The organism is Spirillospora sp. NPDC047418, from assembly GCF_040643275.1.
In the GTDB taxonomy this organism is placed as follows: Bacteria; Actinomycetota; Actinomycetes; order Streptosporangiales; family Streptosporangiaceae; genus Spirillospora.
In genome coordinates, this window is sequence record NZ_JBEYTW010000096.1 from 1 (window position 1) to 12690 (window position 12690).

The 12690-nt window shown below is 72.3% G+C and carries 9 protein-coding genes; 3 read left to right on the forward strand and 6 right to left on the reverse strand.

What is annotated here, in order from left to right:
- Positions 1–38: 38 nt before the first annotated feature.
- From ABZ806_RS37000 to ABZ806_RS37025, 6 genes are all read right to left on the reverse strand, one after another.
- Positions 39–2699 (reverse strand): DUF5107 domain-containing protein, encoded by a 2661-nt coding sequence (locus tag ABZ806_RS37000; protein ID WP_500222866.1) that lies wholly within the window; start codon positions 2697–2699, stop codon positions 39–41.
- A 128-nt stretch (positions 2700–2827) separates the two neighbouring features.
- Positions 2828–3802 (reverse strand): sugar kinase, encoded by a 975-nt coding sequence (locus ABZ806_RS37005; RefSeq protein WP_500222868.1) that lies wholly within the window; start codon positions 3800–3802, stop codon positions 2828–2830.
- Between the two features lie 44 nt (positions 3803–3846).
- Complete coding sequence (locus tag ABZ806_RS37010; RefSeq protein WP_500222870.1) at positions 3847–4812, reverse strand: substrate-binding domain-containing protein; 966 nt, start codon at positions 4810–4812, stop codon at positions 3847–3849.
- Between the two features lie 110 nt (positions 4813–4922).
- The gene (locus tag ABZ806_RS37015) at positions 4923–5984 is read right to left on the reverse strand and encodes an ABC transporter permease (protein ID WP_500222872.1); all 1062 of its coding nucleotides are present in this window, start codon (positions 5982–5984) and stop codon (positions 4923–4925) included.
- Positions 5981–7465, reverse strand: a complete 1485-nt coding sequence (locus ABZ806_RS37020) for a sugar ABC transporter ATP-binding protein (protein ID WP_500222874.1) — start codon at positions 7463–7465, stop codon at positions 5981–5983. The genes ABZ806_RS37015 and ABZ806_RS37020 overlap by 4 nt, the downstream gene beginning before the upstream one ends.
- A complete protein-coding gene (locus tag ABZ806_RS37025; protein WP_500222876.1) occupies positions 7462–8874 on the reverse strand; it encodes an aldehyde dehydrogenase family protein in 1413 nt (470 codons plus the stop codon). Before ABZ806_RS37025 ends, ABZ806_RS37020 begins: the two co-directional genes overlap by 4 nt.
- A gap of 89 nt (positions 8875–8963) precedes the next feature.
- On the opposite strand from ABZ806_RS37025, the gene ABZ806_RS37030 reads away from it, so the two are divergent.
- From ABZ806_RS37030 to ABZ806_RS37040, 3 genes are all read left to right on the forward strand, one after another.
- On the forward strand, positions 8964–9749 hold the full coding sequence (locus tag ABZ806_RS37030) for an IclR family transcriptional regulator (RefSeq protein ID WP_500222878.1): 786 nt from the start codon (positions 8964–8966) through the stop codon (positions 9747–9749).
- Positions 9750–9951: 202 nt separating this feature from the next.
- A complete protein-coding gene (locus tag ABZ806_RS37035; RefSeq protein ID WP_500222881.1) occupies positions 9952–11670 on the forward strand; it encodes an IlvD/Edd family dehydratase in 1719 nt (572 codons plus the stop codon).
- Positions 11657–12682 carry a C-terminal binding protein gene (locus ABZ806_RS37040; RefSeq protein WP_500222883.1) on the forward strand — a complete coding sequence of 342 codons (1026 nt, stop codon included), beginning with the start codon at positions 11657–11659 and terminating at the stop codon, positions 12680–12682. The genes ABZ806_RS37035 and ABZ806_RS37040 overlap by 14 nt, the downstream gene beginning before the upstream one ends.
- Positions 12683–12690 lie beyond the last annotated feature (8 nt).

Consider the following 12690-nt stretch of genomic DNA (forward strand, 5'->3'; position numbering starts at 1 on the left):
CCGCCTGCCGCGGGTGGCGCGGCAGGCGGCCCGGCCGGTCAGGTGCCGGATTCGGCGGTCAGCAGCGTCCTGCCGTGGGCGTCGGTGAGCACCAGGCGGGCCTGCGATCCCGGTGCGACCTTGCCGGCGAGCTTCACGGCCGTGTCGGCCGTGCCCGTGAAGCCGGTCCGGTCGAGCGTCCGGCCGGTGGAGGCGTCCACGAGGGCGGCGTTCAGCCGCTGCCCGATGGCGGTGGAGAACAGCCGCGCGGTGACGGTGCCGGACGCGTCGACGTTGACGTCGGCGGCACCGTTGGCGTTGGCGTTGTCCACGTCCCCGAGGTCCATCGTGGGCAGATAGGTCTCCGTCCACGACATCGTCTGGCCGGCCTTGAGGACGGCCGGGCTGAAGAACTTCCCGGACACGCCCGCCCACAACTCGATGTAGGGGCGCGCGGAATTGCCCTTGCTGAAGGGGTTGGTGTCGAAGGAGTTGTTCTGGCCCCACTCCCAGAACTTCATGCCGGGGGTCTTGGTGTTGTCGCCGACGCGGACGACGCCCTCGTTGTTCTCATGGTTGACCACGCCCCACCAGTTGCCCTGCTTCATGGTGGCGAGGTCCTGGCCGTAGGCGATGCCGTCCCGGGTCCAGTTCGACATCTGCTTGAGGTTGTCGAGCTTGAGCATGCCCGAGCCGGCGGACTCCTCCGCCTCGAACATCCACGGGTACCAGGGCTCGGGGGCGATCTTCTTGACCGGCGACACCACCGACATCGTCGGGGAGCCCGAGGTCGTCGGGGCGCCCGGCGCGAGCGTCGTGCAGGTCCAGTACTCGAACTTCTTGTCCTCCGATCCCGGGTTGTGGAGGCTGACGGACATGTTGACGTTCGGCGACCGCGCGTCCAGGGAGTAGGTCACCGACGTCTTGATGCCGGTGGGGCCGTACACGTACTTGGACGGCTTGTAGGCGTAGTCGGCGTCGTCGGTCTTGGTCATGGTGACCGCGAACTCGCCGTTCTTCCTCTCGACCTTGTAGTCCCAGGGGACGTTCCAGTACTTGCCGTGCTCGGCCTCGGTCAGCGTCGGGAACACGCCGCCGTAGACCATCAGCCAGTTCTTGTAGAACGGCGAGTCGCCCGGCGTCCCGGGCGGCCGGTTGGAGAAGCCGTACTGGGTGCCGACCGGGTTCGTGTAGAAGAGGTCGTGCCCGGTCGGCTTGTAGATCATCGACAGCAGCCGGCCGCCGTAGCCGGGCGCGAACGTCGCCTTGACGTACTTGTTCTCCACTTCGATGGTCTTGATCGTCTGCCCGACGACCTTGTTGCCGACGCCCTCGGGCCGGACGGAGACTCCGTCGTCGCTGAGCTTGTAGTCGTACCGCTGGAAGACCGTCGTGGCGTGGGTGTCGACCTTCAGGTAGTCGGGCCCCTTCGGGTCGAAGCCGGTGCCGGGGGCGCGCAGCTTGTGCGGCACCCGGACGGGCACCGTCGCGGTGCTGGTGCTGGCCGCGCCGGTGACGTCGGTCAGCGCTCCCCCGGTCAGCGCCACCCCGCCGCGCGAGCCGGGCCGCAGGGTGTCGCCGCTGTCCAGCTTGACCACCAGGGTGGACGCGTCGGGGAAGTACGCCGCGTCGTCGCGCAGGGCGGCGGCGACGTCCTTGCCCGTCCTGGTCCGCAGCCCGCTGAACGTGAGCAGGTTCCGGACCTGGGCGACGGTGACGTTGGTGCCGCTGACGCCGGTCCTGGTCTCCTTGACCGCGAGGTCTCCGGCCTTCGCGATCCGGTGGCTGAACCTCACTTCGATCTTGTCCCCGGACGCGTTGACCTCGGCGCCGGCGATCCGCGGGGCCTGGTACGCGCCGCCGCCGCGCGCGACGTCCGCGCCGACGTCCCCGGCCGCCGTCCCGGCGCTGGTGGTGAGCTTCAGCTTCGCGCCGAGCGTGAGCCGGTGGGACGCGCCCTCGTCCAGGTCGGCGCCGAAGTACAGCCGGTAGCCGCGCTGCTCGGTGCCGGCGAGGTGCTCGACGTAGACCGGGTGCGCGGACGCGCCGCCGCTCGCCACCGTGATGTCGGAACCGCTGTAGGCGCCGACCGGCATCCCGGACCAGACGGTGTCGGCGAACGTGACGTCGACGGTCCGGGAGTCGACCCTGCGCGCCTGCGAGATCGCCGCCTGCGCGGCGTCCGCGGCGGTGCCGCCGAGCCGCTTCCGCTTCGTCGACTCCCCGGGCAGGACGCCGCCGTCCGCGGCCCGGAAGAACAGGTCGGCGAGCGAGTCGCCGCCGCCGTCGAACCAGACGTCGTAGGCGCGCTTCTCCAGCCGGACGCCGTCGCCCAGCACCACGCGCAGCGTCTTGTGGTCCCGGTCGTCCACCGGCCGGACGGTGGTGCCCGGGACCTGCGACAGGGCACGGCCGTCCAGGGCCGCGTCCGAGGCGCCGGCGACGCCGCCGCCGACCTTGATGTACTGGCCCGCGTAGGTGTGGTTGGCGGCGGTGAACTGCAGGATGTCCGAGCCGAGCGGCTTGTTGAAGGTGATGTCGAACGACTTGTCGTCGTGGGCGGTGACCTTCGTGACGCGCAGCGACGGCTTCGCGTGCTGCGGCGCCTGCGCCAGCGCCGGCTGCGGCAGCGCCACGACGGTTCCGCCCGCCGCGGCGAGCGCCAGCGCGACGACGAGCGCGGCGCCGCGCGGACGGGTCCGGTTAAGCTGAGGGTTCATGATGTCCTCTCGGTGATGAGGGGGCCTGGCCCGGGGCCCGGTGGTGCATACCGGGCCCCGGTGTCGCTGTGCCGGCCGCTGCCGGCGAGGAGACTCCTTTGCCTGGGGGTGGGCAGGTGTTCGCGGGGTCAGTTGTGCGCTTCGGTGGTCGGTGACAGCGCGGCGGCCCGCGCCCGCTCGACCTCCTCGGCGCTCGGGTAGGACCGGGCGCATCCGGGGCGGCGGCACGACAGCGCCGCGGCGACCACGGCCGGTTCGAGGGCCTGCGGCGGAGTGGCGCCGGCCAGCCGCCCGGCCAGGTAGGCGCCGGCCAGCGCGTCGCCCGCGCCCGCGGTGTCGACGACCGCGACCGGCGGCGCGGCGACCCGGTGGACCTCGCCGCCGACCTCCACCGCCGCTCCGGCGGAGCCGTCGGTCAGCACGATCTCGCGCGGGCCCGCGCCCAGTCCGGCGCGGATCCGCTCCAGCCGGTCGGTGCCGAAGACGGCGCGGGCGTCCTCGCTCGACATGATCACCGTGTCGGACGCGCGGGCGAAGGCGAGGTCGCGGCCGGGATCGGGGCGCAGCATGGGCCGGTGGTTGACGCAGAACGTCACCGCGACGCCCCGCTCGCGGGCCAGCTCCGCCGCGCGCTCGGCGGCGCCGGCCGCGCTGCCGGAGATCGCCAGCGATATCCCGCTCACGTGCAGGACGCCGGCGTCCTCCAGCAGCCGCCCGTCGATGTCGTCCGCGCTCAGCCGGGTCGCCGCCGAGCCGGACCGGTAGTAGTCGAAGGTGTGCCCGCCCTGCCGCACCGCGTTGACGTACACCCCGGTCGGGGCGGACGGGTCGACCGCGACCCGCCCGACGTCCACGTGCGAGCGCCGCCAGAACTCCATCAGCAACCGGCCCGGGGCGTCCGCGCCGAGGCGGGTGAGCAGCCGGGTCCCGGCCCCCATCCGCGCCGCCATGACGGCCACGTTGGCGACGTCGCCGCCGAAGCCGCGGCCGAGGTACTCGGCGGGCAGGTCACCGCGCACGCCGACCTCCAGGAGTCCCTCGCCGACGGCGACCAGGACCGGGGTCCGGCCGCGGTCCCGCGGACCGGTGTTGTCATGGGTCAATCCGGCTTCCTCGCTCCCCGATATCGATGCGACGGGACGGCGGCTCAGAAGATGCTCTTCGGGTCGCTGTACTTGTCGACGTTGTCCTTGGTCACCAGCGGGGCCTCCAGCGGGGTGTCCTTCGCCGGCTTGGCGCCCGCGAGGATCGCCAGCATCCGGTTCAGCCCGGTCCGCCCGATGGTGTCGGCGTTGTTGACGGCGGTCGCGGCGTAGTTGGAGCCGCTCTTGATCGCCGCGAGGGCCTCCTTCTGCCCGTCCGCGCCGACCAGGAACATCTCGCCGGTGCGGTCCGCGTCGGAGATGGCCTTCTGCGCGCCCAGGCACATCGAGTCGTTCTCGCAGAAGACCGCGTCGATCTCCTTGTTCTTGGCGAGGACGTTCTCCATCGCCTTCAGGCCGCCGTCGGAGCTCCACTCGCCGAAGTCGGGGGCGGTGACGACCTTGATCCCCGGCGACTGCTTGATGACGCCGAGCAGGCCGTTGGTGCGGTCCAGGCCGATGGTGTTGTCGGCCGGGCCGCCCTTGATGACGACCAGGGTGCCGCTGCCCTTCAGCCGGTCGGCGATGTACTTCCCGTCGCCCTGCCCGATCTGGGTGTTGTTCGGGCCGATCCAGCTCGTGTACTGGCCGCCGGAGAACTTGCGGTCCACCAGCACGGACGGGACGTCCTTCTGCTTGATCGCGTTCATCGCGGCCGGCGCGGCGTTCAGCGGGCCGCCGGAGATGATGACGCCGTCCACCTTCTGGGTGAGCAGGTCGCTCACGTTGGTGGTCAGCTTGGCCGCGTCGCCCTGCGCGTCGGTGGTGATCACCTTGATGTTGCCGTAGGTCCCGGCCTCGCTCTCGATGGCCTTGGACATGGCGATGAAGTACGGCGCCTGGAGGCTGAAGTTCGCGACGCCGATCGTCAGCGACTCCTTCGCGGCGCCGCCGCCGTCGTCGGAGTCGCCGCATGCGGTGAAGGACAGGGCGAGCGCGCCCGCGAGCAGGCTGCCGGCGATCTTCTTCATGGTTCATTCCTTCTGCGGGGGTGGGGCGCCGCGCGCGGCGCCGGACAGTGCGGCGGGGGGCCGGGTGCGGTGGGCGGGAGCGGCGGTCCCGGGCATGGCCCGGCCGCCGGCTAGGTGCTCTGCCGCTCGCCGCGGCGGGCGAGGATCGCGACCGCGATGATCACTCCCTTGAGCACCTGCTGCCAGTAGCTCTGCACGTCGTAGAGGCTGAGCAGGTTGTCGATGAGGCCGAGCAGGACGACGCCGGCGAGCGTCCCGCCGACGGTGCCGCGGCCGCCGGCGAGGCTGGCGCCGCCGATCACGCAGGCGGCGATGGCGTCCAGTTCGAAGCCCTGGCCGACGCTCGGCTGCGCGATGCCGACGCGGGAGGCGAGGATGACGCCCGCGACGCCCGCGCACAGCCCGGACAGGGCGTAGGCGAGGACGAGGTGCCGCTGCACCTTCACGCCCGCGAGCCGCACCGCCTCCCGGTTGCCGCCGATGCCGAGCAGCGCCCGTCCCGCCGCGGTCCGGTTGACCAGGACCCAGCCCATCGCGAACAGCACCAGCGTGATGACCGCCGCCATCGGCACGGCGCCGATGTTCTGCGAGCCGAGCGTCAGGAAGTCCGGGGTGGCCGGGGTGATCGGGGTGCGGGAGTAGACGTAGGTGAGGCCGCGGAAGGTGGTCATGGACGCGAGCGTGACCACGAACGGCGCCAGCGAGAACCGCGCGATGAGCACGCCGTTGACCGTCCCGCACAGCGTCCCGACGATGATCGCCGCGAGGATCGCCAGCGGCAGCGGCATCCCCTCGACCAGCCCGGCCGACATGATCCCCGTCAGCGCCACCAGCGACCCGACCGACAGGTCGATGCCGCCGGTGAGGATCACCAGGAGCATGCCGAGGCTGAGCAGCCCGGTCGTGACCATCTGCCGCAGCAGGTTGGTGATGTTCCCCTCGGTGAGGAACGACTCGTTGGTGACGCCCGCGACGGCCACGATCAGCACCGCGGCGCCGATGAGGGCGAGACTCGCCGGCGAGGGGACGTTCGCCCGGCCCGCGAGCGCGAGGGCCCGGCCCGGCGGGCCGCCGGCGGCCGCCGCCTTCCCGGCCGCCTTCCCGGCCGCCTTCCCGGCCGCCTTCCCGGCCGATTTCTCGGCCGGCTTCTGGGCCGACTCCTGCTCGGTCATGCCGCGACCCCCACCGAGTGCGCGAGGACCTCGTCCTCCGTCGTGTCGGCCGAGCCCACTTCGGCGACCAGCCGGCCGCCGCGCATCACCAGCACCCGGTCGGTGGCGCCGAGCACCTCGGTGAGGTCCGAGGAGATCAGCAGGATCGCCACCCCCTCCCTGGTCAGTTCGTCGATCATCCGGTAGATGTCGACCCTGGTGGCCATGTCGACCCCGCGGGTCGGCTCGTCCAGGATCAGCACCCGCGGTCGCGTCAGCAGCCACTTGGCCAGCACGACCTTCTGCTGGTTGCCGCCGCTGAGGTGGCGGACCGGCATCTGCGGGCGGGGCGGATGGATGCCCAGCCGCTCGATCATGTCCGCCACGGTCGCGGCCCGCCGCCCGGTGTCGAGCAGCCCGGCCCGCGAGATCCGGGGCATCGTCGCGAACGTCGTGTTGTCGGTGACGCTCATGTCGAGGACAAGCCCGGTGTGCTTGCGGTCCTCGGTGACCAGCGCGACGCCGGCGGCGATCGCGTCGCCCGGCGTGCGGAACCGCGCGGCGGCGCCGGCCACCTCCACCGTCCCCGCCGTCGGCCGGTCGGCGCCGAACAGGCACTGCGCCACCTCGCTGCGGCCGCTGCCGACCAGGCCGAACATGCCGACGATCTCGCCGGCGGCCAGGTCGAACGACACGTCCTCGAACACCCCGTCGCGACACAGCCCGCGGACGCTGAGCAGCGGCGCGCCGGGGTCGGGCGCCCGGTCCGGGTAGATCTGCTCCAGCCGCCGCCCGGCCATCAGCGCGATGATCTCGTCCTCGCTGGTGCGGGCCGGGGTGAGCGTGTCCACGACCCGGCCGTCCTTGATCACGGTGATCCGGTCGGCGATCTCCATCACCTCGGCCAGCCGGTGCGAGACGTACAGGACCGCGGTGCCGCGCTCGCGCAGCCTGCGGACCAGGTCGAAGAGCCGGTCGAGGTCGGTGCCGGCGAGCACGGCGGACGGCTCGTCCAGCACCAGCATCCGGGGGTCGCCCGCCAGCGCCTTCGCGATCTCCACCATCTGCTGGCGCGCGACCGACAGCCTCCCGGCGCGGACGCGCGGGTCGATCTCGGCGAAGCCGATCTCGGCCAGCAGCGCCCGCACCCGCGCGTGCGCCGCCGGCCAGTCGATGAGGCCGCGCCTGGTCGGCATCGCCCCGAGCAGCACGTTCTCCGTCACCGTCATCTGCGGGACGAGGCTGAGCTCCTGGTAGACGGTCCGGAACCCGAGGGCGTGGGCGTCCTCCGGGCCGTGCAGGCGCAGCGGCTCGCCGTCGAGCACGATCTGCCCGCCGTCCAGCGGAGCGGCGCCCGCCAGCACCTTGATCAGGGTGGACTTGCCCGCGCCGTTGGCCCCGGCGATGGCGAGCACCTGCCCGCCCTCGGCGGTCAGGTCCACGCCGTGCAGCACCTCGACGCCGCCGTACCCCTTGCGGACACCGCGCAGTTCCAGCCTCATGCCAGGCCGTCCATGAGGATGATGGTCTTCTGCTCGGTCATCTCCAGGAGGGTGTCGTGCAGTCCCTCTCGCGCCCCGCCGGTCAGCTTCACGCCGCCGAAGGGGAGGTTCTCCGCGCGCAGCGCCGTGGAGCCGTTGATCACGACCCCGCCGACCTGGAGCCGGCGGGCCGCGGCGAACGCGCGCCCGATGTCGCGGGTGAAGATCGCCGCCTGCAGCCCGTACGGGGACCGGTTGGCGAGTTCCACCGCCTCCAGGGCGCCGGGCACCCGCAGCAGCGGCGCGACCGGGCCGAAGATCTCCTCGGCCACCGCCTCCTCGTCCGGCGCGACGTCCACCAGGACGGCCGGCGGCACGAACGCCCCGTCCCGCCTCCCGCCGACCGCGAGGCGGGCACCGCCCCCGACGGCGGCCTGGACGGCCTCGTCCACGGCGGCGGCGGCCTGCTCGGTGATCAGCGGGCCGACGTCGGTGGCCTCCTCCAGCTGGTCGCCGACGACCAGCTCGCGGGCCTGCGCCTCCAGCGCCTCCGCGAACGCGCCGTACACGCCGTCCTCGACGTAGACGCGCTTGACCGCGCAGCAGATCTGCCCGTTGCCGCGGGCCAGCCGGCCGAGCACGACGGCCTCGGCGGCACGTTCCAGATCGGCGTCCGCGCACACGATGAGCGCGTCGTTGCCGCCGAGTTCCAGGTGCGTCCGCTTGAGCGTGCCCGCAGCCAGTTCGGCCATCGCCCGGCCCGCCGCGGTGCTGCCGGTCAGGCTGATCATCTGCACGCCCTCGGCGGACGCGAGGAACCGCGCCAGCTCCGGCCCGCCCGGCACGATCTGGTGCGCCGCCTCCGGGAACCCGGCGGCGGCGACGATCCCGCCGATCTCGATCAGCGTGAGCGGGCACTTCTCCGGCGGCTTCACGACCACCGCGTTGCCCGCCGCCAGCGCCGCCGCGGCCTTGTGCGCCCACAGCTCGACCGGGTAGTTGAACGGGACGATCGCCGCGACCACCCCGATCGGCTCCCGGACGGTCACCGCCAGGTGGTTCTCCAGGCCGGGCACGGCGTCCAGCGGGATCTGCCTGCCGAAGATCCGGGTCGCCTCCCCCGCGAACCCCCGGAAGATGCGGATCGCGGCCGCGACCTCCTCGCGGGTCTGCCGGATCGGCTTGCCGTTCTCCGCCGCCAGTCCCCGGGCCAGTTCCCCGGCCCGCGCCGCGATGCCGTCGGCGACCGCGGTCAGCAGCCGGGCCCGCTCGTGCGCGGGGGCGGCGGCCATCGCCTCCCGGGCGTCCTGCGCCGCCCGCACCGCCGCGCGCGCCGCGGCCTCGGTCGCGACCGCCATCTCGCCCAGGACGGCGCCGGTGCCGGGGTTGTGGACGGGAAGGACACCTCCGCCGATCAGCAGATTCCCCAACGCCTCGCTCCTTGCTCGTTCCACTACATAGAATGCAGTCTTGCGTGATGGAATACGCGGACACTAAGACGAAGGAGGACGGACTGTCAATGGGTGATCTTCCGACCGAACCCGCACGTCGCGGCGGCCGAGCATCGTCGGCGGGCAACGCGGTGACCAAGGCGCTCAGCGTCCTGGAGGCCGCCGTCGCCGGCCCCGGGCCGCGCCGGCTGGCCGACATCTGCGCCGACTCCGGCGTCCCCAAGGCGAGCGTGCACCGCATCCTCGCCACGCTCACCGACCTCGGCTTCACCGCCAGCGAGGGCGACGGGAGCTACCGCGCGGGCACCCGCATGCTGGCCCTCGCCGAGGTGGTCAAGGCCGCCGGCGCGGCGGGCATCGGCGACGTCCTCGGCAGGCTCTCCGGGGACGTCCGGCAGACCGTCCACCTCGCGCTGCGCAGCGGCGACCACGCCGTGTACGTCCACAAGGTGGAGGCCGACCAGCCGTACCGGATGGCCTCGCGTGTCGGCATGCGCCTGCCGCTGCACTGCACGGCGATCGGCAAGTGCGTCCTCGCCCATCTGCCGGAGGACGAACTGGCCTCGGTCCTCGCGAGCGCCGGCATGCCCGCGATGACCCCGGCGACGATCACCGATTCCGAGCGGCTGGCCGCGGAACTCGCGCAGATCCGGGCACGGGGATACGCCATCGACGACGAGGAGAACGAAAAGACCATCCGGTGCATAGGAGCGCCCGTCTTCGACCGGACCGGTGCCGTCGCCGGCGGCGTCAGCATTTCCACGGTCACCTTCCTCGTCCCCCGCGAGGAGCTGGTCGCCCTGGCCCCCGCCCTGCAGGACGCAGCCGCGTCCCTGGGGAGCTTCATCAAGTGAAACCAAAAGGCGAGGCAATCAATACCATTAAAGTTGATCAATGAGCCGACAAAGCCGACCAGGCCCGACCTTTACCGTTATTTCCGCACGTCGGGTCGATATCGAGGGTGAGCGCTGGGTAGAGAGCGCCCATGCCCCGACGAAGGAACCCGCGGGGAGGCTGCGCAGCCAGGCATGGTGGGACAACACGGACAAGCCGGAGATGACGGCGCTGTACCTTGAGCGCTTCCTCAATTTCGGTCTCACCGCCGCCGAACTCCAGTCGGGGCGGCCGATCATCGGTATCGCCCAAACGGGCAACGACCTGGTTCCGTGCAACCGGCACCAGGTCGCCCTCGCCGACCGGGTCAGGGACGGGATCCGCGACGGCGGCGGCATCCCGCTGGAGTTCCCCGTCCATCCCCTGCAGGAGACCGGCAAGCGCCCCACCGCGGCGCTGGACCGCAACCTCGCCTACCTCGGCCTCGTCGAGGTGCTCTACGGCTACCCGCTCGACGGGATGGTCCTGACCACGGGATGCGACAAGACCACGCCCGCGTGCCTGACCGCGGCGGCGACGGTGAACCTCCCGGCGATCGTCCTGTCCGGCGGGCCGATGCTCAACGGCTACCACCAGGGCATGCGGACGGGTTCGGGCCTCGTGATCTGGCGGTCGAAGCGGCTCCTGGCCAGCGGGGAGATCGACTACGACGAGTACATATCGCGCGTGTGCGCGTCCGCGCCCAGCATCGGGCACTGCAACACGATGGGCACCGCGCTGTCGATGAACAGCCTGGCCGAGGCGCTGGGCATGTCCCTGCCCGGCTGCGCCGCGATCCCGGCCCCCTACCGCGAGCGGGCGCAGATGGCCTACGAGACCGGCCGCCGGGCGGTGGCCCTGGTCCGGGAGGAACTCACCCCGCGCAAGGTCATGACGCTGGACGCCTTCGAGAACGCGATCGTGGTGGCGTCGGCCATCGCCGCGTCCACCAACGTGCCCGTCCACATCAACGCCATTGCCCGTCATGTGGGGGTCGACCTGTCCAACCGGGACTGGCAGCGGGTCGGAGCCGACATCCCGGTCCTGGCGAACACGGCCCCCGCCGGGGAGTTCCTCGGCGAGGACTTCTACCGCGCCGGCGGCGTCCCCGCCGTCATGCGGTCGCTGCTGACGGCGGGGCGCCTGCACGGCGACGCCGTCACAGTCTCCGGACGCACGGTCGCCGAGAACCTGGACGACGCCCCGCCCGTCGACCCGGTGGTCATCCGGCCCTACGACGACCCGGTGTCCGCGCGGGGCGGGCTCCTCGTGATGACCGGGAACCTGTTCGACTCCGCGGTCATGAAGACGTCGGTCATCACCGAGGACTTCCGGGCGCGCTACCTGCCCGGCCCCGGCCGGCCGCAGGTGTTCGAGCTTCGCGCCGTCGTCTTCGAGGGGCCGGAGGACTACCACGCCCGCATCGAGGACCCGGAACTGGAGATCGACGAGCACTGCCTCCTCGTCATCCGCTACACCGGGCCGATCGGCTACCCGGGTTCCGCCGAGGTCGTCAACATGGAGCTGCCCACCGGACTGGTCCAGCGGGGCGTCACCGCGGTCCCGACGCTCGGGGACGGGCGGCAGAGCGGCACCTCGGACGCCCCCTCCATCCTCAACGCCAGCCCCGAAGCCGCGGCCGGCGGCAACCTCGCCGTCCTGCGCACCGGCGACCGGATCCGTATCGACCTGGACAACGCGCGCGTCGACGTCCTCCTGCCCGGCGAGGAGATCGCCGCGCGATGGGCCCGGCACACACCGCCGGAGCTGGAGAACCAGACACCGTGGCAGGAGATCCACCGCTCCACGGTCGGGCAGCTGGACAGCGGAGGCTGCCTGGAACTCGCCGTGCCCTACCAGGACCTCGTCCACACCAAGGGGATTCCCCGTGACTCGCACTGACCGCAACGGCACGATCCTGATCGCCGACTACGACTTCGGCGACGTCGACATCGAACGCGACATCATCGAGGGCGCCGGGTTCCGGCTCATCGCCGCGCAGTGCAAGACCGAGGACGAGGTGATCGAGAGGGGCCGGGACGTCGACGGCGTCCTGAACCAGTACGCGCGGATCGGCGCCCGCGCCATCGACGCGTTCACCCGGTGCCGGGTGATCGCCCGCTACGGCACGGGCGTGGACATCGTCGACGTCGAGGCCGCTACCCGGCGGGGGATCCAGGTCACGAACGCGCCGAACGAGTGGTGCGCGGACGAGGTCGCCGACCACGCCGTTGCGCTCTGGCTCGCCGCCGCCCGCGGGATCTGCCGGTACGACCGGGCGACGCGGCAGGGCGAATGGCACTGGCGGACAGGGCAGCCGATCCGGCGGCTGCGGGGACGGGTGCTGGGGCTGCTGTCCTTCGGCGCCATCGCACGCCTCATCGCCGAGCGCGCGCAGGCGTTCGGCGTCGAGGTCTGGGCGCACGACCCGTTCCTGGACGAGGCGGAGATGCGGGCCCGCGACGTCCGACCGGTGCCCTTCGACGACCTCGTGGAAGGCGCCGACTACCTGGTCGTCCAGTCGCCGCTCACACCGCAGACGCACCACACCTTCGACCGCGCGACGCTCCGCCGGATGAAGCCGACCGCGATCCTCGTCAACACCGCGCGCGGGCCCATCGTGGAGGACGCGGCGCTCTACCATGCGCTCGCCGAGGGGTGGATCGCCGGCGCGGCACTGGACGACCTCGAAGAGGAGCCCGCGAAGCAACGCGACTGGCGCCCGCGCAACCCCCTCCTGAAGCTGCCCGGCTCGATCGTCACACCCCACGCCGCCTACTACTCCGAGGAGGCCGTCGGGACGGTGCGCAGGATCGCCGCCGAGGAGGCCGTCCGGGTCCTGAGCGGGCGGCCGGCACGCTCCCCGGTCAACGACGTGATGGCCGGCTCGACCCGCCGGCCTCCCCAGGACTGAGCCCCGTT

What these genes read in the sequence shown, in the direction of transcription:
- ABZ806_RS37030 (WP_500222878.1), top strand. Translation starts at nt 8,964, where the DNA reads ATGGGTGATCTTCCGACCGAACCCGCACGTCGCGGCGGCCGAGCATCG.
- ABZ806_RS37015 (WP_500222872.1), bottom strand. Translation starts at nt 5,984, where the DNA reads ATGACCGAGCAGGAGTCGGCCCAGAAGCCGGCCGAGAAATCGGCCGGG.
- ABZ806_RS37000 (WP_500222866.1), bottom strand. Translation starts at nt 2,699, where the DNA reads ATGAACCCTCAGCTTAACCGGACCCGTCCGCGCGGCGCCGCGCTCGTC.
- ABZ806_RS37035 (WP_500222881.1), top strand. Translation starts at nt 9,952, where the DNA reads ATGACGGCGCTGTACCTTGAGCGCTTCCTCAATTTCGGTCTCACCGCC.
- ABZ806_RS37020 (WP_500222874.1), bottom strand. Translation starts at nt 7,465, where the DNA reads ATGAGGCTGGAACTGCGCGGTGTCCGCAAGGGGTACGGCGGCGTCGAG.
- ABZ806_RS37010 (WP_500222870.1), bottom strand. Translation starts at nt 4,812, where the DNA reads ATGAAGAAGATCGCCGGCAGCCTGCTCGCGGGCGCGCTCGCCCTGTCC.